Genomic DNA, 25838 nt, shown 5'->3' with positions numbered 1-25838 from the left:
GGAGTGAATTCATTATATGAAAGAAATCATAAACAAACTAATGCAGGATGATCGTGTCCAAAAAGCGCTTAAATTTCTTCAAGACGATCACGAAAACATGCTGACCGAACTATTGGAACTGGTACAAATTCCGGCATTCTCCAATCAGGAACAGGAAAAAGCGAAAGCTATGAGAGATAAATTCGAAGCTCTGGGTCTTGAAAATGTGCATATAGACAAAGAAGATAATGCCATGGGTACACTGCGCGGTGTGGGTAACGGCCCTAAAATTATGATTGCCGCACATACAGATACAGTATTTCCCATGGATACACCACTCACACCACGTGAGGAAAATAGTATATGGTATGCGCCGGGTATCAATGATGATACGCACGGCCTCGCCGATCTTCTCACCATAATCCGCGCTATTAAAGCTTCCGGACTGACCTTCGAAGGAGATATTGTATTCTGCGCTAATTCCGGCGAAGAAGGTCTCGGAGACCTGCGTGGTGTGAAACATATTTTCCGTCAACCCAATAACATTGCGGCTTTTATCTCTTTGGATACGCCGACACTGGGAGGTATTGTGCATCGCGCCACAGGAAGTACTCGCTATGAAGTAACATTCCACGGTCCAGGAGGCCACAGCTTTGCCGACTTTGGTCGCCCCAGCGCCATCCATGCCATGGGCCGAGCCATTGCTAAAATAGCTGATTTTACAGTGCCTGACAGTCCAAAAACCACATTTAATGTAGGTGTCATTTCCGGCGGTACTTCTATCAACACCGTGGCAGCCAAAGCAAGTTTTCTATTGGATATTCGCTCCGACAGCCCCACTGAACTGGCACGTTTAGAAAGTGAGGCGAAACATGCTATTCATGAGGCCATTGAAGCTGAAAATCTGCGTAACACAACTAATGAGTCTGACCTGAATGTGCGTGCAGATATTGTTCAAGTAGGCTCCCGCCCTGCCGGCACACAGGCCGATGACTGCTTAATTGTACAGTTAGCTGAAACTGCTTGCCGAGCCTTATCCATCGAACCGGAATTACGCGATGAAACAAGCACAGACGCTAACATTCCTATTTCTATGGGAATCCCTGCACTCAGCCTTGGCCGCGGCGGCAACGAAGGCGGCGTCCACACTACCTCTGAATGGTTTGACCCTACAGAAGCATGGCTGGGCCCACAAAGAGACCTACTACTCTTGCTTTTAATGGCAGGACTTCCGGGAGTAACAGAGGCTCAAATTCCAAAAAGATAAAGATAAATTATCCACGCTATACTATTAAAAGCCATGCAGTTACGAATAAACTGCATGGCTTTTTTATAATAGTAATCATTAATATTAATTTTCGCCCAATAGATATAAGACACAAATTATAACCTTTAATTAAACTGCTTAATCATTAGATCGAAAGGCATGACTGCATTTTGTGCTAGTATCATATTATATAGTGCCTCACCATCTATCAATGATATTAAATACGCTTGATTTTCAGCAAACTTTATAGCATCCTTTGTAAATCTTGACGTGATAACCAAAATACCTTTATTAACGTTTTTATCTGCTAGAACCCCCCTTAAACTCCTCACCAAGTGAACACCAACAGGATTTTCAGGGTTATATCTTTTACACTCAATTAATGATGCGTATGAAATGCCTCCAATAGTTTTTGTAGCCATCATATCATACCCCCCATCTCTTGTCTTTGGAGTTAATTCTACAATATGGCCTTGCTGTCTAAAAATCTCCGCAACCAATTCTTCAAACTCTCTTGGAGTCAATGTATACAGTTCATTTTTATCCCTTAATACTCGATTTATTATAGTATTAACTTTATCTATATCTTGATAGATTTTACCTAAATCATAGTCGGTAAATGATTCATTATAATAATCAATTAAAATTTCTGGTTCTTTTAAGATTACACAATCACTCGATTTAGAATCAAAATAAGATAAAACATCCACAGGGTATTCAAAAGCTCTAATCAACACTTCCATTTCATTTTGACACTTATCACAGACATAACAACTATAAAATTCATGAGAAATTTCAGCCCCCATACCATCCTCTGTTCCCTCTTTATAGACATAGCTCTCTTTTTCAAATGAACTTATGCCAATAGAATAGGTTTTATTACAATTACAACATTGAATTACTGTGTCACCAAATACGTTTATTGCCATAAAATACTCCCCATCTCATTTACTCTAATCTCATAAGTTTTGAAACGGCCTCAACGTGACTTGTTTGCGGGAACATATCCACAGGCTGCACGGTCTCTACTTCATACCCCAAATCACGAAGTACAACGATGTCTCTTGCCATAGATGCAGGGTTGCAGCTAACGTACACCATATGTTTCGGTTTCATAGCCGCTGCCGCTTTTAAAACGCTTTCTTTACAGCCTGCACGGATTGGATCGAACACGATTACGTCAGCCTTTACGCCTTCTTTTAAAAGACGAGGCATTTCCTCTGCCGCATCAGCCGCAATGAATCGCGTATTGGTAATACCGTTTCGCTCCGCATTGGCCTTCGCATCTACAATAGCCGGTTCTACAATTTCAATACCGATAACATGTTTTGCCTGTTTAGCCAAGAACAGCGAAATGGTCCCCGTACCGCAGTACGCATCGATTACCGTTTCATTACCTGTCAGTTCGGCAAATTCCAACGCTTTCTTATATAAAACTGAAGTCTGTTCCGGATTTACCTGGAAGAAAGAATGTGGCGATAAACGGAAGTTCAATTCATCGATCATATCGGTTATTGTTTCCTCGCCCCAAAGGAGTTTGCAATCACGCCCCATGATAACATTCGTTTTTTTCGGATTATGATTTAACACAATGCTGGTTACTTCAGGAATTTCACGACGAATCGTTTCAATCCAATGGTCTGCATTAGCTAATATATCCTTAGTAGACACGACAATAACCATCCAGCCGCTCTTCCCGATACGCCCTACAATATGACGAATCTCACCTTCACCGGTAATTTCGTTATATGGCTCTAATCCGGATTCGTTTATTAAGCGCTCACACACGTCGGCAATTTTATTATTACCGTCATCCTGAATTTTACAGTTTGTAGACGGCACGATGGAATGAGATCCCATAGCGAAGAAACCCAATTCCGCCTGACCCGTCTTTCCACCAACCGGAATCTGCATTTTATTACGGTAATGCCAAGGTGTTTTAGGCCCCAACGCCGGCAACACCACATTCGGATCACATTTGCCGATGCGCTCCATAATATCCCGCACTTTTTGCGTTTTCAAATTGAGTTGTTCTTCATAGGTAACATGTTGAAGCTGGCATCCCCCACAGGTACCGTATACAGGACATTCCGCCTCTTTACGATGCTTGGAAGGCTCTAAGATTTCAACAACGTTACCAACGGCGTACTTCTTTTTAACCAGGTCGATTTGAACCTTCACAAGCTCATCAGGCAAAGCAAAGGGAACGAACACCGTAAAACCTTCGTAACGTCCTACCCCTTCACCGCTGTTTCCAAGTCCGTTAATACGCACATCGTACATTTGGCCCTTTGCGACAGGCACAGATTCTTTCATAAGATTAACTCCTTTTCATATACTTATATTTCTATTTATGTTTACATCATACTATATCATATCATACAATCCCGGAAGCTGCACTGAAAACGGCTATAACACTTACCGTATAATTAACGATGTGACTCTTGCTATGTAATTAAAGATATAACACCTTCTACATAATTGATGTTATAATAGTAAAATCACACAGACTCATACCTCATCAAGGAGAACTCATCAAGGAGAACTGCATGTTAACATATAAACCTATCATTTCTAAAGATTCAACTTATTATGACATAAAAGCGCTCTATCGTTCATCGTTTCCCACGCTAGAGCAACTCCCCTGGTTTCTGTTGTCCTATCGGGCATTAACCGGCTACGCACAAATGATTGCCTTCTTCAACAATAAGCAAGCCCCCTCTAACCGTGATGGCGATGAACTTAATGACACAAAACTTAATGACGCTAAACTTGATGACCATAAATTTGATAAAACTGAATTTGATGACACCATATCTGACTTCATCGGCTTCGCTTACCTAATTCCATACAAAGATATTATTTGCATTATGTTCATGGCCGTTCCGGAACATCATCAAGGCAAAGGTTACGGTAGTGAGTTTTTAAAGAAAGTTAGAGAGTTGTACCCGCACCACCGTCTATGTTTATATATGGAAGAGTTAAACCCGGCGGCCGAAAAATACGATGAGCGCATAATTCGCAGTCGCTTTTATGAGCGCAACGGCTATGTGCCGATGCACTACACCGTTCACGAATCCAATGTGGTATATGATATGCTGGCCAGTGGCGGCGATGTAAAAGAACCGGAATACAATGAACTGATGAAGCGTTTCCTGGGCCCCTATTTATATGCCATTTACCATAAACCGTGGGATAGAATTTTCACTGCCCTGAAATTTATTCCTTAATAATATAGCTCACTTATTTAATGTAGCCCCCATATAATATATATAAAAAACACAGTGTCATGGGCTTCGACATAACGTTATAGAATAAGACTTAAAGTTATAGGGTAAACCACAGAGTTATAGGATAAGCCATAGAGTTATAGGCCAAACTACAGGTTATATAGTAGACCACAGGGCTATAGAACAAAACATAAAACTTCAAATTTAAACGCAAAAAGGACTCAGTCGATTGACTGAGCCTCTTTTTATATAGCTTATCTTGTATTTAAGCCTAGAGCCAATTAGATAGATCCTATTAGCTTGCTTTGCCTTCTTCGAGTTTGATGAGGCAATCGCCACTTTCGATGCGGCTGCCTTCACGAACGTAGATTTCAGCAACTAAGCCGTCAACGGAAGCTGTAATAGTTGTTTCCATTTTCATGGCTTCGGTAACGATGAGTGGTTCACCCTTAGTTACGAGCTGGCCTTTGTTTACTAAGATCTTAACAACGGAGCCGGACAAGGTTGCGCCCACTTCACCAGGTTGTGATTTGTCTGCTTTATGACGAACAACACCGGTAGTCTTCACATGTTTGTCGCGAATCTTAATGTCACGTGGCTGACCATTGAATTCGAAGCTTACTGTACGGTTACCGTCTTCATCCACTTCACTGATGTGAATGAGTTTAATAATAAGCATTTTACCTTTTTCAATGTTAACGTGAATGGAAGTACCGCGCTTCATGCCGAAGAAGAAGTTTGGTGTATCTAAACTGGAAACGTCTGCATAATCGCCGAGGAATTCCACGTAGTCGCTGAATACTTTTGGATACAAGCAGTATGCGATTACATCTTCATCTGTTGCAGAAGAGCCCATTTCTACCAAGTGTTTACGAACTTCTTCGAAATCAACGTCATCGAGGAATTTGCCAGGACGACCGGCCAATGGTTTCTTGCCTTTCAAGATGATTTTCTGAAGTTCTTCAGGGAATCCCTGGTATGGTTCGCCCAAGTAGCCTTGGAAGAATTCCACTACAGATTGAGGGAAGTCCAATGTATCGCCTTTTTCGTAAATATCAGCTTCGGTTAAGTCGTTCTGTACCATGTAAAGTGTCATATCCCCAACTACTTTAGAGGATGGCGTTACTTTAATGATATCGCCGAACATCATATTAACCTGATGGTATACTTTTTTAATTTCGTCCCAACGTTCGCCAAGGCCTACGCTCTTCGCCTGCTGTTGCAAGTTGGAGTACTGGCCGCCCGGCATTTCGTGTTGATATACGTCAGTATTAGGATAGGAGCTTGCTTTGTCCACGCCTTTGTAGTAAGGACGGATGGACGCAAAGTATTCGCTCATGCGTTCCATGTAATCTGCATCAAGTTCAGGCTGACGTTCATGGCCTGTTAAACCATAGTACAAGCTGTTCATGCTTGGCTGACTTGTGCCGTTTGCAAATGCGGAGTACGCTACGTCGACTACGTCAACGCCGGCGTCGATAGCACGGCCGTAAGTGTAGATCGCATTGCCTGCCCCTTCATGAGTATGTAAGTGGATTGGCACTTGAACCGCATCTTTTAATGCGGATACTAAGTTGTAAGCAGCCTGTGGTTTCAAAAGACCGGCCATATCTTTAATAGCGATAATGTTGGCACCGGCATTTTCCAGTTCCTTCGCCATTTTTACATAATACTCCAAGTTATATTTAGTGCGGCTTGCATCTAAAATATCACCGGTATAGCAAAGTGCCACTTCTGCCAGTTTGTTCTGGTTTCGAACTTCGTCGATAGCCACATGCATGTTATCCAAGCTGTTCAAGCTGTCGAATACGCGGAATACATCCACGCCGTTTTTAGCGGACAATTCGATGAATTTACGAACAACATTGTCAGGATAACTTGTATAACCTACTGCATTGGCACCGCGCAATAACATTTGAAGAAGTACGTTAGGCACTTCTTTACGGAACATGCGCAAGCGTTCCCATGGATCTTCGTGAAGGAAACGATACGCTACGTCAAAAGTAGCGCCGCCCCAACATTCCAAGGAGAATAAGTTAGGCACACCGCGAGCCGCTTCGCCGGCTACACGAGCCATGTCGGCTGTACGAAGACGTGTAGCGAATAAGGACTGGTGAGCATCACGCCAAGTTGTATCAGTGAAGTAAACTTTCTGTTCACCCATGAGCCATTTGCTGAAGCCTTCAGGTCCTAACTCATCAAATTTCTGTTTGGTACCTGCCGGTGGTTCACCTGCAAGCATTGGAGGCATTTTGATTGGTTCAAAATCAGGAATTTCCTGAGCGCCCAAATTCTGATAGCCGTTTACAGTTACGTTAGCAATGTAACGCATCATTTTTGTACCGCGGTCGCGAACTTGTTTAAATACGAATAATTCAGGATGTTCGTCAATGAAGTTAACATTACATTTACCGGAGATAAATGTTTCGTTTTCCATTACGTTGATCAAGAAGTGAATGTTGGTTTTTACGCCGCGAATACGGAATTCACGCAAGCAGCGCACCATTTTACGAATGGATTCTTCCGGAGTCAATGCCCAGGAGGATGCTTTTACAAGCAAGGAGTCGTAGTATGGTGTGATAACGGAGCCGGTGAATGCGTTACCGCCGTCGAGACGGATACCGAAACCGCCGCTGGAACGATACGCCATCAACTTACCGGTGTCAGGCATAAAGTTGTTGCTTGGATCTTCTGTTGTAATACGGCACTGAATCGCAAGGCCTGTGCAGTGAATGTCTTTCTGCTGAGGCATGCCTACTACAGGGTCGAACAATTCGTATCCTTCCGCTACGCGGATCTGTGTGTGTACAATATCGATACCTGTAATTAATTCTGTGATTGTATGTTCTACCTGAATACGAGGGTTAACTTCGATGAAGTAGAAATTGCCGTCTTCTGTTACGAGGAACTCAACAGTACCGGCGCCAACGTAGTTGACGTTTTTCATAAGCTTAACAGCTGCTTCACAGATGCGTTCGCGAGTTTCAACAGGAACTGCATAAGCAGGTGCCACTTCAACTACTTTCTGATGACGACGTTGTACGGAACAGTCGCGTTCGTACAAGTGAACTACGTTGCCGTGTTCGTCACCGATGATCTGTACTTCAATATGTTTAGGTTCAACGATGAGTTTTTCTACATATACATCATCATCGCCGAATGCCATTTTCGCTTCGGATTTAGCGCGATCGTAAGCTTCGCGAAGATCTGCCATGGAGTCAACTGCACGCATACCGCGGCCACCACCACCGTTTACGGCTTTAATCATCAATGGGAAGCCGTGAGTTTTCGCGAATTCTTCCAATTCTTCAAAGCTGTTTAAAGGTCCGTCACTGCCCGGAATCATTGGAATATCGGCCAGTTTAGCCTGAATACGGGCATTTACTTTATCCCCGAACATTTCCAAATGTTCAAGACGCGGGCCAATAAAAATAATGCCTTCTTCTTCACAGCGTTTAGCAAATTTAGCATTTTCAGCTAAAAAGCCGTAGCCGGGATGAATGGCATCTACATCATGTTCATGTGCAATGCGAATAATGTCTTCAATATCTAAATACGCATCAACCGGTTTTTTACCGCGGCCGACTAAATATGCTTCATCCGCCTGATTGCGATGGAGCGATAGAGAATCTTCCTTAGAGTAAATAGCTACTGTACGAATTCCCATTTCATTACATGCACGGAATACGCGAATTGCAATCTCGCCACGATTCGCAACCAATACAGATTTAATTTCTTTCATCAGTGTTCCTCCCTCAATATTCAATATTGATATACTTAATATTGTAGAAGTATTCAATTATGAATACAACCTATTTCTTTTATGTATACACAATACATATATTGCAAGCATTTTGCGTTTCATTAATACATCTGAAACAGTCCGAAAAAATACAATGCTTCTAAAATCATAACTACGCCCATGATGCGTTTAAACCACAGCACCCGAACGCGATAATTAGGCTGTATTACCACACGACCTAAGCGCTCTAATCGACCGGTCAGCCAAAAGACCGGAATCAAGTACCCTACTATAAAGGATATAATCAAAAAAGACGCCAATTTCCAACCGGCTACAGCAATGGTAGCTACGAGCCAGATGTAAATAGGCAATCTGTCATAGCGCCAACTGAGGCCGCTCTTAATACCGCGCCACACGATGTACAGCGAACGCTGCCACGTAGTGGCTTTGCGCGCCAAACGACGATCTTCGCGGCTTGAAAATGGAACCGGATGGATAAATGCCACCAGTTCCAATGACTGCAAGGACATAATAATGAGGAGCAGGCTCCAAATTATATATGACCAGCGGCCAATGGTATAGGGTCCCAGAATCCAGGACCCTATCACCCCTACGCCGATAACGGATGCTACCATCCCGATGGCGTAGTACATACGCTTATATACATGACCGACTAAGCGCGGCAAAATAGTGGCTACCGTTTCCGGCACAAGGGATGTACCGATGCCCGCCAGAAACAGGGCACCCACTAATACAGTTTGCCCTAACGGCGTTGTTAAAACGTCCGATAGAAACGATGTATACGTAGTTAACATATATTTAGCCTAAAAACTCCTTCATCAGATTTTCCAACGCTTCCTGATCCTGAGCTCCCATCGTTTCACGGGCGGAGTGCATAGCCAATAAAGGTACGCCTACGTCCATGGTGCGCATTGGCAAAATGGCGGACGAAATGGAACCTACGGTGGAACCGCCCGGAATATCGGAACGATTTACGTACACCTGATAAGGAATGTTTGCTTCTTCGCAAATCGTAGACACTACGCCGATGGCTTTCGCATCGCCTGCATAAGACTGGCTGGAAGCAATTTTCAACACTACACCGCTGTTAAGTACAGGAATGTTGGTGATGTCATTCTTTTCAGGATAGTTTGGATGGTACGCATGTGCCACGTCGGATGAAATCATAAATCCGCGGCCCATATCGGCGTACATCATTTCTTTTGTAAAGCCCTGGCTCATATAAATGCGTTCCAGAACTTGTGGTAACACCATGGAAGCACCGCCCTGTTTCGTACGGCTGCCCACTTCTTCATTATCGAATAAGGCAATCATGCGAAGACCCGGTACATTCACCTGTTTCGCCGCTTTAATACCTTCCAAGCAAGCCATGCAGGACGTTAAATTATCAAGACGGGACGAACTGATGAATTCATCGTTGCGGCCGAAAGTGGTGCCACCTTCTACCGGATAAATCGTCAATTCGTAAGAAATGATGTCGTCTGCATTACAAGGCACTTCTTCGCTGAGGAATGTAAGCCATTCTTCTTCCAGCGGCGTGGAGTCGCCAGGTAACTGGCCGGACATCATAAATAATGGGAGCATGTGATTTTGTTTATTCAATGCCACCCCGTCATTAATCTGGCGGTTCATATGAATCGCCAAGTTTGGAATCGTCAACAATGGACGCTGTACGTCAATATAATGCACAGTAGGCTCATAAGAGTCTTTCGTGCGGCATACAACTGCACCGGCCATAGATAACGGACGATCAAGCCAAGTATTTAAAATAAGGCCGCCATAGGATTCCACATTTAAACGGCCATACCCCTTGCGCTCCAAGAGCGGATTCGGTTTTACGCGAAGTGCCGGGAAGTCCGTATGTGCCGATGCCACGTGAAGGGATTCACGCATGTCGGCACCGATGTGAAATGCCATCAATGTGGAGTCATACACCTTAACATAATAATCCCCCGGTGTGAGTTGCCACTCGTCACCAAGGTTCAATTCTTTGAAACCGGCTTCTTTTAAAATCTGAGCCGATGTCAATACTGTATGATATGGGGATGTACTTTTATCAATGTAGTCTAATAATTTTGCTACTGTGTTCATAATTCACCTCTTGAATTTGACAATATATAGTTAATTATATCACATATGCTAGGAAAACATAAATTGTGCATTATAAAAATACAAACTGAACGCATGTATTAATGACAGACTATACACTGCACACTTAGTAAACACAGATTATACCTTTATTAAATTCAGATTATACCTTGACCATCACTAATAAACACAAAGCAAAAAAGCCCAGGCGCCACCAGGTATTTTGAGACATATACCCTGCGTTGAAGCAGATTGGCGAAGGACCGGCTGCGTAGTGAGTCAAGCTCATACATAAGTTTGAGAAGAAAGCGAATGCCAGCATAGCGAGCATTGGAGGCGTACCGGCTCCAATCGCTACGGCTACGAAAGCTACGTACATAGCTGTAATATGTACGGTAAGACTCGCAAAGATGTAATGTGAGTACATATAAATCAGAATTAATAGCGCAAAGGCCATAATCCAATTAACGCCGACCATTTCAGCGCCAACAATACCGGCAAACCATTTAATGAATCCCAATTTATTAAGCTGGCCTGCCAAGGCAATCATGGTGCCCATCCAGATCAATGTATCCCAGCCGCCTTTTTCTTCAGTCACATCGGACCAAACTAAAACGCGGGTCACAAGCAGAATGGCTACACCGAGTAACGCAACGGTAGTTGCATCCAGCTTTGTTATTTGACCGGTAGCCCACAATACGAGGGAAAGAATGAATACGCCGAGCATAACTTTTTCAGCAAAGCTCATTGGTCCCAACTCTTTCAACTCTCCTGCTACTTGAGACTGTACATCGCGAGTATCTTTCAGTTCAGGAGGGAAGATTTTGTACAGGATGAGCGGCATTACTGCTAATGCTACGAGGCCCGGAACGATGGATGCAATCGCCCATTCTCCCCAAGTCAAGGTAACACTGAAAGACTGCGCAATGAGGGACGCAATCAATGTATTACCGGCCATGGACGTCATGAACATGGCGGACGTAATCGTATTGCCCTGATAAATGGACTGAATCAGGAATGCACCGATTTTACGGGATGTAGGACCCGGTTCCGAACCGAATGCGGACGCAAGGGAACGGGTAATCGGGAAAATAACCCCGCCTGCACGCGCCGTATTGGATGGCGTAGCAGGTGCTAAGATCAAGTCACTGATTACGAGCGCATAGGAAAGTTTCAACGAGTTACTGCCTACGGCTTTGATTAATGTGTAAGCAATACGTTTACCTAATCCGGTTTTAATAAATCCACGAGAGAATAAGAATGCCGCAACGATTAACCAGATGGATGAGTTACCGAAGCCTGCAAGGCCTTCACTGATTTTAAGAGTTTGCGTTACGGATGCCACTACAATACTGATAATTGATACAGCACCGATTGGTAAAGGCTGTAAAATAAATCCCAAAATTGTGCCTGCAAATATTGCAAACAAGTGCCAAGCTTGTGGTTTCAAACCTTCAGGAATTGGCACAAACCATATGATTACGCCGACCAGAATCGGAATAATCCATGACATATACTTCTTCATACCATGCCCACCTTTTCTCAACAACTTTGTTTAAATAAATGATATCCCCTCATTATAAAAACAAAAGACTGTTAATCTTTTCAACCCAAAAAGATTAGCAGTCTTTTGAATTCAACTTTGAATTTTTAAGTGAATTCTACTCATGTATGAAGTACATACTATTGAGGCAGCTCAACCGATTCCAGGTTCGTCTTTTCAATTTGCTCCAACTTCCCTGCGTCGCAAAGTTCTGCCACTTTAGGATCGATTGGAAGACGTCCTAACAACAATAAGTTATATTTCTTGAGCACTTCATCAATATGACTATCGCCAAAGATCTTATAATCCTTGCCATTATCAGGACAGTGGAAATAGGAGAAGTTCTCTACCACGCCGATAACCGGGATCTGCATTAATTCAGCCATTTTCACAGCCTTTTCAACGATCATGGATACCAAGTCCTGCGGCGAAGTTACAACGATGATACCGTCAAGTGGAAGCGACTGGAATACTGTAATGGCCACGTCGCCTGTTCCCGGCGGCATATCGACGAATAAATAGTCAATATCCTTCCAAATTACATCTGTATAAAATTGTTTAACTACGTTGCCTACGATTGGACCACGCCATAACACAGGGTCAGATGCGTTTTCCAATAATAAGTTTACAGACATTACATCTACGCCGCCTTCAGACGTAATTGGATGCATCCCCAATTCATCAGCTACGGCTTTGCCGTCAATGCCGAATACTTTCGGAATGGATGGGCCTGTAATATCACCGTCTAAAATACCTACTTTAAAACCACGACGAGCCATTGTAATCGCCATTAAGCTGGTTACCAAAGACTTGCCTACGCCGCCTTTGCCGCTCACTACGCCGATTACGTGTTTAACACTGCTGAACTCGTTTAATTGCGCCGTTAAATCTTGAGGCGCCTGTTGTGCTCCGCCGCAAGAAGATGCGGAACTGCAACCACTGCAGCCACCTGAACTGCCACAACCCATAATTACACCTACTTTCAAGTAGTATTACTTATATAAGTATTACTCGTAAAGAAACACGTTAAATATATTTATAAGTATGGCTCACTATTCTATTAAAAAGTCCGTCATACTTATGGTCAGTGTAGCATATTACCATATATATTTCAACGAAAAGCGCCTATCATGCAAATAGTGTATACTCCGTTCGTTTTTTCTATGCATTTTGTCTATAATCGCAACCATCTGTTGATTAATATGCCAATTTAATAAATATTACACTATCTGCCAATTATCTCTTTTGATAGCCGTCCTACAATTTCCATGCCCTCTTTAATCTGTTCCACCGATGGGAATGTAAAGCTCAATCGGAAGGACTGACACACAAGGCTCACATCCGTAGCAAAGGCTGCACCTTTTACAATCCCTACTTTATGTTCCATGCAGCGCTCGAAGAAGGCGTCGCAATCTACAAAATCAGGCATGGTCATCCATATAAACATACCGCCCGTAGGTTCAATAAACGAAACCTCTTTGCTGCCATGCGCTCTGAAAGTGTCGAGCATAATATCCGCTTTGTTTTTGTAAATGCGGGATACGTTCCGGATTTGAGCATTGTAGTCGATGTGTTCCAACAAATAGGAAATGACGCGCTGTGTTACGAGCGGCATCTGGCCGTCCGAGCTGTTTTTCAAACGTTGAATGGCTTCAATCACCTGTTCCGGTCCGTATAAATAGCCTACACGCAAACCGGCGGATAGCGTTTTCGAATAGGAACCGGCGTAGATAACGCGGTCTTCCGTATCAAAAGACTTAAATGTCGGCACAGCTGATTCAGTAAAGCGGATTTCACCATACGGATCGTCTTCGAAAATGAAGAGGCCATATTGAGAGGCCACTTCGTAAATTTCCTTACGGCGTTCTAACGGCATTGTAAGGCCTGTTGGATTTTGGAAGTTCGGAATCAAATAAATGTAACGACCTTTGCCATGACTCTTCTTAATCGCTTCACGAAGCGCATCAGGGCTCATACCGAACTCATCCCCGCCTACCGCTACAGGAACGGCGCCAATATTACGCACAGCGCCGATAGCACTGGTAAAGGTATACGTATCCATGTAAACTTCGTCGCCCGGATTGCAAAGCGTACGCGGTACAAGTCCTAAATCCTGGCCCGCACCGATGGAGAGCAATAACTGCTGCCCTTCTCTAGGCATATTTCGCACTGTCGTTAAACGCTCTATAGTCTGCTCACGCAAGCGGGCATCCCCCGTCATAGGGCCGTATTGCAATATTTCAATCGGGTTATTGTGAACCACATGGTCAAAAGCCTCTTGAATCGCTTCCACAGGAATGGCTTCTGATGCGGGATTCCCGATACCGAAACTGATAAATCCCGGAATCGACGCGCCGCGCTCAAACACCTCGCGGATAAAATTCGGCCCTTTCAACATAGCCTTCTCCGGTAACGAATACGTGAACTTCATAAACATCTTCCTTTCTACTTTCGGCATTGATTCCCAATACATTAATTATTTGGCTAGTTGTCCCTTACATTGAATGCCATTTGTTCCAAACATTGAGTGCCAATTGTTGTTTACATTGGGTACCATTGCCGCCTACACTTCTTTTACTTCTATACACATACTTCTGTACACATACTTCTAAACATATATTTCTATATGTACGTCTATTCATTTATACGTTTCTTTGTTTATACGTTTATTTGTTTATACGTCTATATGTTATACCGCTATATATGTACATCTGTATTTCTTATATGAATCCTATTATATATGATTCCTGCAATAATTCATATAATAAAAAGACTTATATTAGCCTTTCAAAGTGACTGCTGCAACTTTGATGAATACTAATATAAGTCATTTAACTTTAACACTATTCTATTCTTCTACATTAATATTCTTTTATATTTCTATTCTTATTCTTTTATATTTCTGTTCTTTTAAATTTTTATTCTGTTATATGTTTATTCTTCTACATTCGTTTCCGCTTTTTTAGCTTCGCGCTTTTTCATATACTGCTTGTACACGTACCAGGCAATGCCGTATACAATGGTAGCCACTACCACCACGATAGTAAGTCGATCCAAATGCTGATGAAGCATTACCGCATCATGGCCCACCACTACTTCCAAGGCCGTAGACGGGAATTTACCGATTAAATTGGCAATGGCATAGTCACGCAAGCTGATGCGGCTGATGGCGCCTAATGCGGTAATAATCCCGGACGGGAAATAGGGAATCGTTCTGGCGAAAAGCATTACAGCCAAGCCGTTCTTGCTGCTGAAATCGTCAACTTTTAAAAGAAACTTATTCTTCTCGATTAACTTCGCCGCCGTATCACGGAGCAAATATCGCATAATCAAGAAGCTGATAATTACACCAACGGTTTCCGCTAACCAGGAAATAATAATCCCCGGTACAAGGCCAAAGATCAGACCGTTGGCAGTAGAGAAAAATATGGACGGTAAAAAGCCGGCAATGTTAATGATTACATCCAACACGAAGCTGATAACAATCGCCCAAGGACCGTAACTTTGTAACACCGCTGCTATATGGTGCACATCGCCGGTGCCGATGAGCTCAAACATTTCCTTGTAAAAGCCGGGCTTCAAAAATTCCAAACTTGCTAAGAGAATGACTGTAATTATACCTACAGCCACACGAACTTTAGTTTCTGCTTTCATTGTTTAATATATCCTTATCTAGATAACATCTATACAATCTATAATCCTATATAACTTATATTTACGCACTTGGCGTTTAATTAACTTATAGAAAAACCTTCTACAGTACACTATATTGTACCATAGAAGGTTTTATCATTATAGACTTAGATAGGCATAAACCTAATAAGTTTATATATTATTTATATTTGTGTTAAAAATGCTTACTATAAATCGAATTATAGGCCCACTTTAGCCACTAACTGCTCAATGAGTTGACGCTGTGCCGCCAATTCAGCTTCCTGCTGTGCTAAGCGATCCTGCTGGCTCGCTACAGTGTTTTCAAGTGTTGCGTTTTTAGCCTGTAAGCTTTCCACTTCATTAGTAAGAGCACGAACGGCTTTCGGACCGCTTGGACGCTGTCCTTCACCTTTGGAACCGAAACGTAAGGATACGCCAAGGTTTACCATGTTTTCGTCACCTAATGTACCACCAACACTGAATAAGGTGTCTTCGTTTGCCTGGAAGAAGGCACCGAGAGCCATAGCCTGCTCGCCTTTGTAATTACCTACACCGGCAGATACTGTGAACTTATCTTCCTCATCAAATTGAAGCGGATGTAACGCCGCCAACGCCGCTGCAGAGGCCCCTACCTTGTCGAGACGTTGATCAAGCTTACCAACACGGTTGTTGATAGAAGACACATCACTTGCGATTGCACCTACGTTTTCAGAAAGTGTATTCACATCGTTTGTAAGATTTCCTAAATCTGTGGTCAACGTGTTTACATTGGTAGTAAGCGTGTCTACATTCGTATTCAACGTACTTACATTAGCGGAAATATTGTTTACATTCGTAGTTAAGTTGCTTACATTACCTTCGATAGTTGTTACTTTGCCATCAATGGTCTTAACTTTAGTATCAACATCAGCTACACGGTTATTGGTCTCAGTAATACGATCATGTGCTTCAGTAGCCAAGGTGTTGGTTGCATCAATGCGGCTATTTACATCTTTAAGACCTTGTTGTGCATCGTTCACGCCCAATTGATCTTTTAGCTTAGTTACCAATGTATCATTCAAATTAGAACCGTCTGCATTTAACTTCTTATCAAGCTCCGGTTGAACTACACCTTTGATTGTATCGTCAGATACATTAACTGCAAAGGTTTTAGCACCATTCTCACCAACACCTTCTGTAACCGTTGTATTTACACCATTTACAACTTGGATGGAGTCTTTGGCAATCTCTTTTACGTCTGACTCTTTCAGCTGATTATCTGTTAAACTCTTAATCTGATTTTGTACAGTTTCACTAAGACCTGTTACGTCAGCCTTTGTAGCTAACCCATTATCTCCGGCCGCTAAACCGGCTTTAAGATTATCTAAGTTAAGACCTACTTTGTAAGTAGTTTTATTTACATCAGATGTCGTATCCGGATCCACTGTAACATAATCATTAGCTCCTGTTACAGCCACAGCTTCTTTGGCTAAGTTTTTAACCACATTTTTACCGTCTGTAGAAATATTAGTTAATCCTTTATCGGCTGCATTATTGATAGTATTAGTTAAAGTTTCACTTAAGCCAACGGTATAAGTAGTTACTCCATTAGTTGCTGTAGTACTTGTATCTTTAGTCAATTTCAACGTATTATCTACAGCTACATCGGTACGAAGTGCATTGACTTTATATACCATACCTGTTGAAGAGTCGGTAGTGGCATTTTCAAGTGTAACATTATTTCCTTCTACCAGGGTTACACGACTACGTTTCAATTGCGCTACGTTAACTGCATCTGTGTCCTCTGTACCTGCCGCTACGCCGGTAATTTGACGGGTAAGGCCGAGGTCGCTGTTACCGATGGATAAGGCACTACCAGTCGCTTCCCATGTGCCGGCGGCTACATGATAAGTATAAACACCTTCCGTATCATTATCTTCGTCAATAAACAAGTCAGTATATGCATCATTATATTTCTTTGCAAGATCGGCTCTTTCATTATATAACTTAGTAAGTTCCGCTATTCTTTCGGTATCGGACAATGTTGTATCCGCTTCTACTTTCTTAACCTTATCGGTAAAAGTACTATAATTACTCTTATAAGCTTTTTCAGCCGCTTCAAGGTCTGCTCTAGCGTCGTCGACTGCTGCTTTATTGTCTGTATAGTCAGTTAACGTATCACCGGAAAGGACGTCACTCATATTTTCTACTTGTGCATTAGCTAGCGGATCATACCCCTTAACGCCATACGATGTAAGTGCCAAAGAGTCACTGCCCAAGGCAATACCGCCAATAGCCGCTGCATTGCTATTGCGTGTACTTCCCACGAGAGCTTTGCTACCGATGGCTACACCGTTACCGACAGCTTTTGCCGAAAAGCCTGTGGCCACACTCTGATAACCAATCCCCAATGCGGTGCTGCCAACAGCGGTAGAATAATCGCCACGAGCACCAGCACCACTACCAAGACCAACTGAGTTAGTGCCCCATGCACTCGTACTAATTGCAGCTCCACCAATTGCGACAGCCCCAACATTAGAAGCCCTGGTATTGGTACCTAATGCTACCGCTAAGTCCCCTGTAGCATACGATTGACTCCCCACTGCTACAGACTGGCCACCTGTAGTTTTTGCCAAATAACCAATAGCCATACTTCCCGTAGACATTTTAAGACCTTGGCTACTGTCAACATAACTTCCGGTACCAATAGCAATATCACTGATGTCATGTGCTTCGGCAGCCGCCCCTAAGGCAATCGAAGATATACCATAGGTACGTGCAAAAGCACCGATAGCGGTACTGGAAATGGATTCGGATTGTGCATTACCGCCGAGGGCAATACTTAAATTTTCGTTAGCACGAGAACCCAAACCAATGGCAATAGCAGCATCTCCACTACTGGAATCGCTACCGGCGGTTTTACCGGCATGTGCATCAGTACCGATAGCAATAGAGCTTGAACTGTAACTTTGAGCTTCTGTACCTAATGCCAATGATGCATTACCATAGGCGAAGGATTTAACGCCATTTGCATTGGCCAATAAACCGCTAGCCGTTGCTCCATAACCGGTAGCCATAGCGCCGGTAACTTTATTGTCATCATCTGGTACGTTTATAGCCAACGAATCAGTTGTAGCAGGATTCTCCTCTGTATAACCTACTTTTACCGTATAAGTTTGTTTAGCATTATCAACAGAACCGGACGATCCATCACCAGTAGTACCTATATTGATATTATTAGTAACATATACATAGTTGCCGGCCTGAAGTTCATTCGTTTTTGAAGGCGTCGCTACATCAGCAGCCGCTGTCTGATTTACTAAAGACGTACCACCTAATAACGCCAAAGATACTGCCAACGCTAATTGTCTTTTTTGTTTCATCGTTTTTACATCCTCTCACTTAACCTCATAACACATCTGAAAACATGTAATGTAATGCAGACGCACTCATATTAATCAACGAACAAAACAAATAAGACAACAACCCCTCATATTTATTTCAGAAATAACTCAGTTCATTTATTAATTAATAGATTATTATTTTTATACTTCTTAAATTCAACTTGAATATATACTTGTACTTTTATCAGATTAAATTTATGAATATTTTATAGAAAATTAGTGCTAAAACATTATTATTTTATGCTTTTATACAAGAAAAATTATATTTTATTTAATCAATAGTACACAATTTTATAGAAGCTAATTATATAATTCACTATTTTTTATACATGAGTACAGTTTATAGAATTACATCATTTTTTCATCTTACTTGTAAATAATATCATACGCTTTTGTAATTATGCAATATTTTTATAACTATTATCTTTTATTTCAATAAATGACAAAAAGAGTATTGATTTAATCGTATTTTCATAAAGCATTTTGAAATCAAAAATTCTAATTAATGAAGTATTCTTTTCAAATTCATGACTTTATTAGCAATGACTATAGATTTTTGGACAATATTTTACCCTAAAACAACAAAGAGTGATTTTACTCGCCTATAATTTAAAATACGAACTCATTCTTCAAAATCAAAAAAGCACTTACCAAATTGGTAAGTGCTTTTCGTTTAAATATTAATATGTTAGAGTTGATATTTAATTACTAACTTTTAGTTATTAATATCTAATTATTACATGCCTACTTTAGCCATCAACTGCTGAATTAATGCACGTTGTTGTTCTAATTCAGATTGCTGTTGAGCTACTGTATCAGCCAATCCTTTATTTTGAGCTTTAAGGTTGGATACTTCGTTTTGTAGACCGCTTACATCAACAGCCGTAGCGTTTCTGTAAATAGCATCGCCTTTTTGACCGAATTTCAAGGATACACCTACGTTAAACATGGTTTCATCACCAAGTGTGCTGGCTACGCTGAACATAGTATCAGCGTTTGGACGATAGAACGCACCGATAGCGGCAGCGGAATCGCCTTTGTAGCTACCTAAAGAAGCTGCAGCAGAGAATTTATCTTGTGGATTGAATTCCAATGGATGTAAACCTGCCAATGCAGCAGCGCCGGCACCCACTTTATCTACACGATCATTCAAACTGTTTACGCGGCCGTTTAAGTTGCTTACACTATCATTTAAGTTGGATACATTAGTTTCCAAAGAATCTACACGGTTAGTAACTTCAGTAACACTTTGGTCTACATTCGTAACACCTAATGTATTTTTCCAGTTATTGATATTTTCAGTACTTAAGTTAGAGCCATCAATATTTGCTTTCTGATCCAATTCAGGTTTAACAGCGTTTTTAATAGCTTCATCGGAAACATTTACCGCATATGTTTTAGCATCTCCGTCTGTACCTTCTGCAACAGTAGTGTTAACACCGTCAACAACTTTAACAGATTTCTGAGCTACATCTTTAATATGACCGTCACTGGCTTGGCCGGTTACAACTGAATTAATTGCCTGGTTCAAAGTATCACCGGTAATGAGATTCTTATCACCTGCTGTATTAGTACCTGTGCCTAATGCATCACGTAACGCATCTTTATCTAAGGATACATCATATTGGTTAACACCATTAGCTTTTTGTTCATCATTTAAGCCAACTTTGATGAAGTCATCACCACTCTTAACGGTAACAGCACCTTTAGCAGCATCGGTAATTACCTTTGTACCTGCTTCAGTAAGGTTATCCAAGTTGGTATTGGCTTTTTGAGACAAGCTACCGTTTTCACCGGTAATATCAGTAATTTGTTTTTGAACGTCATATAACTGACCACCGTTAACAGCATCAGTAGAACCTTCAACAACACTGCCGTTGCCGACATTTTTAACTACGTTGCCACCCATATCTACATTGCCGGCTTGAATAGAGATAGCTGAAGTGGAGCCATCTGCAGGTGCTGCAATCGTTAAGCCACTGTTATTTAATGTTGTGCCATTGGTACCAAAAGTAATACTGCCTGTGGAAGATAAATCCAAATTGTTACTTAAACCAACCTGAATCAAACGATTGTCTGCATCAACTGCAGTTGTGATATTAGTATTAACACCTACGATATCAATACGGCTCTGATCAGCGTCGCTGGTGATAGCCAAACCATCAGCTGTTCTTGCTTTGTCAGCACCTACAGTAATATCAGAAATAGTAGCATTTGCTACACGTTTCAACTGAGCAACGTTGACTGCATCGGTATCTTCAGTACCGGCTGCGACGTTGGTAATTTGACGAGTTAGAACATAGCTTACTCGACCATCACCATCATATTCAGTGGAGCCCACACTAACTGCACCCGCGGTGGATTTAATAGTACCGAGTTCAGTTTTTTGATTTCCTAAATCTGTCGCAAAAACTTGATTTTGAGCAACCCATTCATTTAATGCTTTAGTTGCCGCAACAGCTTCAGCGTAGAAAGTTTCTTTGTCTGTTAACGCTTGCGTATATTTGGCCTGTTCGGTCGCATCAGTACTGCCTTTTGTAGTTCTTAAGATTTCATCTTGTTCAGCATACTTTGCTTGAGCCGCAGCAAGATTTTGATTTAGCGTATTATATTCAGTAATTTGATTAGCATATTTAGTATTAAAAGCCTTCAAGCTGTCACTGGCTCCAATAGCTGTTGCCAATCCGGAGATATCTTTTGGCACATAACTGCCACCATCATCAGCAAATGGCACATAGCCAATCGTATTAGAGTACCGATTTGATACGGAATTAGGTCCTAAAGCAACCCCCTGAGAAACATAAACCTTAGCATTAGTACCTAATGCTGTACCGCTATATGCAACAGAAGAACTTTGGCCTAATGCTACACCATATAAGCTGTTAGTTTTTGCATTCTTCCCAATAGCGATACCACCAATTGCCGTAGCATTATTGCCTATGGCCATACTATCATTAATCACACTGTAATTTTGTACACCATCATTTTGTAAATATTTATAGAACAATCCTGCCGTAGCACCTTGCCCGATAGCTAGACCTTGAGAGGAACGAGCACCAAGGCCAATGGAAAGCCCATTTGTATTGGCATAGGCGTTTTGGCCAAAGGAAACACTCTTGCTGGCCGCATAAGAACCGGCACCTACGGCTGTAGAGTTAGTAATCGCACTGGCATAGGTACCAATGGCAGTACTATAGCCACGAGCTGCATACGTACCAAAGCCGATAGCTGTATTACCTGTACCGGCACCATCAATATCATTACCGGAGGAAACACCGTCTACGCCTTCGCCGTTAGCATTATTATTTTTTGGCGTTCTCGACATATTACTTTTGCTAGCCGAATTATAAGTTTGACGATAATCAATGATTTTTGTTTCTGTAGACGTAACTTCTGACCCTTTATCGACAACATTTTTAGACTCAGGTGCTTTACCAATCCCTACATAGGATCCTGTCAAGCCGGATGCATCTGCGGTATACATGCTTAGAGATGTAGCACCTACTAATGCTGCCAATGTCAATTTTGTTGCTAGTTTCATTTGTTTTGATACTTTCATATTAATGACTCCTTTTTACCTTACCAATACTAAATTCGTGTAGTTTAGTATAAATTACTAACTGAACTCCATTAAATAACACCGTTAAGAAATTAATCTTCCACTCATACTTGCTTTTAAAAACTATGGAAAAACATATACAAGAAATCCATCAGTCCTCCCTTGATATGATTTTAACTTTATTAGACCTTTTTCTTATTTTTTGATAAACACTTCATGCATTCATCATTATTAATACTAGACCTTTCAATTACTTAAGTCAACTTTATCAACTACTTTCATAATATGTAGTTGTACTTCATGATAAATTCATAGATTTAATTAATCATCATTATACGTCACTTTGATTTTTAGTAATCATTTAAAATAAATTTTATTTTATCCCCTAATAAAACACTCTCAAGCAGGCTTCATGATAAAATCATCATTTATAATGCTCAAAGAGGATTTTTCTCCAATCCAATATCAACTTTTTAAACTTTGCATTTTATTAACTGCTTTCAAAATATAGTTATTTCACAGGTTATCACTTTTTTTAATGTTTTTTTTGGAGTTTCTCATTCCTTTTAATTCCACGATACGAATACTCTTTAAATTGTACAAAATTTTCTTCATACTAATTTCATGTTTATTTTTACAGTGATTTTTTCAAGGCAAATAACCTATTTTCTATCAAAAACGTATGATTTTATAAAATTCACACAAAATGTTAAATATTTTTGAGTTAAAAAATAAAGGTCATAAACATATGTCTATGACCTTGCAAAAAATAAGTACAAAAATTTTTAATAAAAAAAAGCTCCTTATTCAGGAGCTTTTTCTTAACACTATTTTATTAACAAATCCGAGGCACTTGGTCCTCACCCAGCTGATCCAAGAGTCGTACGCCGCCCACGGCTGTCTTAAGTCCAACTTTGCCTACGTTGGTAGAAAGGACTTCACCGATGCACGCTGCTTCTCGGCCTTGGTCGAATTTTTTAAGGATTTCCAATACTTTATCAGCAGCTTCCGCAGCTACGATGAACACGGCTTTGCCTTCGTTAGCCAAGTACAATGGATCGTAGCCTAAGATACTGCATACGGATTTTACTTCTTCGTGAATTGGTAAGGTAACTTCGTCTACGCGCATACCTACTTGCGCCTGTTCGGCAATTTCATACAATGTGGTCGCCAAACCGCCACGTGTCGGGTCGCGCATAACAGCCACTTTATCGCCCACCTCATCCAATACGGCGGATACCATATGATTTAGTGGCGCACAGTCCGTTTTAATGGATTCCGGTAAGGCCAGTTGGTAACGACTGCCCATTACGGCAATAGCATGGTCGCCCAAGGATCCGGACAGAATAATTTTCATGCCGGGCTTAACACGCGCCGTATCGATAGTAACGCCTTCAGGAATGATGCCCACGCCGGCCGTATTAATGTAGAGTCCGTCAACGGCCCCTTTCTCCACGACCTTCGTGTCACCGGTTACGATGGTTACGCCTGCTTCCTTCGCCATAGCCCCCATAGTTGCCAATACGGTATTAAGCGTATTTAAGGATAAGCCTTCTTCTAAAATAAGGCCGCAGCTCAGATACAATGGTTTAGCACCGTTCATAGCTAAATCGTTGACTGTACCGCACACAGCAAGCTTACCGATATTTCCTCCCGGAAAGAACTTTGGCGTTACTACATACGAATCTGTGGTAAAGGCCATGCGCCCGGCAGGTACGGCGAATTGCGCACCGTCGTGTAACTTAGCCAATGTGTCATTTTTAAAATGGGGCATAATGTATCGTTCCATCAACTCGTGACTGAAACGACCCCCATTACCATGTACTAAACGTATTGTTTCTTCCATTACGGACTCCTCATTTTCAGGATATGTACTATTTCAAAGTATGTACCGCTTACATAAAACTAGCTTAGAATAATAATCATCCGAAGCTCAATTAAATTAATAGCTGCTCTTAGCGCAATTAAATTAATAGCTGCTCTTAGCTTGATTAAATTAATAGCTTTTCGTAGCTTAATTGTAACAACAACCGTTCACAGCTTACTCTTCCCAGGTTTGTCCACCGCTGGCATGGCCGTATTTGTACCATGCGGAGCAACTGCCCTCCACGGACACCATGCACGCGCCCACAGCGTGGTCCGGTGTGCAGAGATTGCCGAATAAGGCGCATTCATCAGGGCGAATCAGTCCTTGAAGCACGCGGCCGCATTGGCAGCCTTTAGGTGCACCGCCGCTTTCAATAGAGTCTAACGGAATCACCTGTTCCGCATCAAACAAGGCGTACTTGTCTTTCAAGCGAAGCCCGGATCCCGGAATGGTGCCGATGCCGCGCCATGTATCGTCGATCACTTCGTAAAGTTCTTCCATAAGCTTTTGCGCTACCGGATTCCCCTTCTTAGCCACTACAGACTTGTACTGATTACCTACGTAATAGTTTCCTGTTTTGCGTTGTTCTAAAATATTGCGCACAGCGGCCAGGATTTCTAGGCCGTCAAAGCCGGCGATACAGGATGGCATATGACATTCCGTAGCCAAGAAGCGATACGGTTCTTCACCAATAATTACGCTAACGTGGCCCGGTAAAATGAATCCATCCAAACGTCCTACTTCACGGTTCGCCAACACGCGAAGTGCAGGCGGTACCAACTTATGAGATACAAGGAAGAACACGTTCTTCACACCGCTCATAGACACTGCTTTTACAGCGGCTGCAATGACAGCAATGGTCGTTTCAAAGCCGATAGCCAAAAATACGATCTGCTTATCCGGATTGGCTTTGCCCAGTTCAATAATTTCCAGCGGGCTGTAAATAATATGAATATGAGCACCCTGTCCTTTAGCTTCCCACAGATTGCTGTTTGTACCGGGCACTTTCAGCATATCGCCGAAGGTGGCCACAATCACATTATCCATGGCGGCATAGGCCAAGGCTTTATCCATATAAATCTGGTCTGTCACGCACACAGGACAGCCAGGACCGCTTACCAGTTCAATGCCTTCCGGCAAGACCTGGCGAAGTCCCTCACGAAAAATAGCTACCGTATGAGTACCGCACACTTCCATGAGGCGCACGGTTTCTCCCGGTGTATGTAATTCATTAATATCAGCAAGCAGTTCTTTAGCGATCCGCGATTTTTCCTCTAAAGTAATCTTGTTCAAGTTCTTCCAGCTCCTTAAACGCTTCCATGGTAGCCTTAGCTTCCTCTTCATCAACGACCTGTACGGCACAACCTGCGTGTACGAGTACATAGTCTCCCACTTTTGCTTCCGGCACAAGCATAAGATTTACATCACGCGTTACACCGGTAAGTTCAATAGTTCCGATAAAATCGTTCACTGCCACCAACTGTGCAGGCACTGCTAAACACATA

The 25838-nt window shown here is 42.0% G+C and carries 16 protein-coding genes; 2 read left to right on the top strand and 14 right to left on the bottom strand.

The window, feature by feature from the left end; genetic code table 11:
- Window positions 1-16: 16 nt before the first annotated feature.
- A complete protein-coding gene (locus KHZ77_RS00295) occupies window positions 17-1246 on the top strand; it encodes a M20/M25/M40 family metallo-hydrolase (RefSeq protein WP_295194511.1) in 1230 nt (409 codons plus the stop codon).
- A 125-nt stretch (window positions 1247-1371) separates the two neighbouring features.
- Here the strand turns inward: KHZ77_RS00295 and KHZ77_RS00290 are convergent, their stop codons facing one another.
- Both KHZ77_RS00290 and rlmD read right to left on the bottom strand, forming a co-directional pair.
- Window positions 1372-2175, bottom strand: a complete 804-nt coding sequence (locus KHZ77_RS00290) for a restriction endonuclease (RefSeq protein WP_295194509.1) — start codon at window positions 2173-2175, stop codon at window positions 1372-1374.
- Window positions 2176-2194: 19 nt separating this feature from the next.
- Window positions 2195-3562, bottom strand: coding sequence for a 23S rRNA (uracil(1939)-C(5))-methyltransferase RlmD (gene rlmD / locus KHZ77_RS00285; protein ID WP_295194507.1), 1368 nt, complete (start codon window positions 3560-3562; stop codon window positions 2195-2197).
- A gap of 338 nt (window positions 3563-3900) precedes the next feature.
- Between rlmD and KHZ77_RS00280 the strand changes: the two genes are divergently transcribed.
- A complete protein-coding gene (locus KHZ77_RS00280) occupies window positions 3901-4476 on the top strand; it encodes a GNAT family N-acetyltransferase (RefSeq protein ID WP_295194505.1) in 576 nt (191 codons plus the stop codon).
- Between the two features lie 295 nt (window positions 4477-4771).
- On the opposite strand, the gene KHZ77_RS00275 is transcribed toward KHZ77_RS00280, so the two are convergent.
- The 12 genes from KHZ77_RS00275 to KHZ77_RS00220 form a co-directional block, all read right to left on the bottom strand.
- Window positions 4772-8218: a pyruvate carboxylase gene (locus tag KHZ77_RS00275; RefSeq protein ID WP_295194503.1), complete on the bottom strand. Its 3447-nt coding sequence runs from the start codon at window positions 8216-8218 to the stop codon at window positions 4772-4774.
- A gap of 122 nt (window positions 8219-8340) precedes the next feature.
- Window positions 8341-9033 (bottom strand): hypothetical protein, encoded by a 693-nt coding sequence (locus KHZ77_RS00270; RefSeq protein WP_295194502.1) that lies wholly within the window; start codon window positions 9031-9033, stop codon window positions 8341-8343.
- A 4-nt stretch (window positions 9034-9037) separates the two neighbouring features.
- Window positions 9038-10330 (bottom strand): M18 family aminopeptidase, encoded by a 1293-nt coding sequence (locus KHZ77_RS00265; protein ID WP_295194500.1) that lies wholly within the window; start codon window positions 10328-10330, stop codon window positions 9038-9040.
- A 160-nt stretch (window positions 10331-10490) separates the two neighbouring features.
- On the bottom strand, window positions 10491-11852 hold the full coding sequence (locus KHZ77_RS00260) for an anion permease (RefSeq protein ID WP_295194497.1): 1362 nt from the start codon (window positions 11850-11852) through the stop codon (window positions 10491-10493).
- Between the two features lie 158 nt (window positions 11853-12010).
- On the bottom strand, window positions 12011-12838 hold the full coding sequence (locus KHZ77_RS00255) for an Mrp/NBP35 family ATP-binding protein (protein WP_295194494.1): 828 nt from the start codon (window positions 12836-12838) through the stop codon (window positions 12011-12013).
- Between the two features lie 257 nt (window positions 12839-13095).
- Entirely contained in the window at window positions 13096-14301 is a 1206-nt protein-coding gene (locus KHZ77_RS00250; RefSeq protein ID WP_295194492.1) for a PLP-dependent aminotransferase family protein, read from the bottom strand.
- A gap of 503 nt (window positions 14302-14804) precedes the next feature.
- A complete protein-coding gene (locus KHZ77_RS00245; RefSeq protein WP_295194491.1) occupies window positions 14805-15524 on the bottom strand; it encodes a TVP38/TMEM64 family protein in 720 nt (239 codons plus the stop codon).
- A 218-nt stretch (window positions 15525-15742) separates the two neighbouring features.
- The gene (locus tag KHZ77_RS00240; RefSeq protein ID WP_295194489.1) at window positions 15743-18886 is read right to left on the bottom strand and encodes a YadA-like family protein; all 3144 of its coding nucleotides are present in this window, start codon (window positions 18884-18886) and stop codon (window positions 15743-15745) included.
- A 757-nt stretch (window positions 18887-19643) separates the two neighbouring features.
- The gene (locus KHZ77_RS00235; protein ID WP_295194487.1) at window positions 19644-22466 is read right to left on the bottom strand and encodes a YadA-like family protein; all 2823 of its coding nucleotides are present in this window, start codon (window positions 22464-22466) and stop codon (window positions 19644-19646) included.
- Between the two features lie 835 nt (window positions 22467-23301).
- A complete protein-coding gene (gene hypE, locus KHZ77_RS00230; RefSeq protein ID WP_295194485.1) occupies window positions 23302-24312 on the bottom strand; it encodes a hydrogenase expression/formation protein HypE in 1011 nt (336 codons plus the stop codon).
- A 195-nt stretch (window positions 24313-24507) separates the two neighbouring features.
- Window positions 24508-25626: a hydrogenase formation protein HypD gene (gene hypD, locus KHZ77_RS00225; protein WP_295194484.1), complete on the bottom strand. Its 1119-nt coding sequence runs from the start codon at window positions 25624-25626 to the stop codon at window positions 24508-24510.
- Entirely contained in the window at window positions 25586-25837 is a 252-nt protein-coding gene (locus KHZ77_RS00220) for a HypC/HybG/HupF family hydrogenase formation chaperone (RefSeq protein WP_295194482.1), read from the bottom strand. The genes hypD and KHZ77_RS00220 overlap by 41 nt, the downstream gene beginning before the upstream one ends.
- Window position 25838 lies beyond the last annotated feature (1 nt).

Source organism: Veillonella sp. (assembly GCF_018364065.1).
In the GTDB taxonomy this organism is placed as follows: Bacteria; Bacillota; Negativicutes; order Veillonellales; family Veillonellaceae; genus Veillonella_A.
Note: the sequence above shows the minus strand (reverse complement) of the source record. Positions and strands in the feature narration are given on the sequence as shown.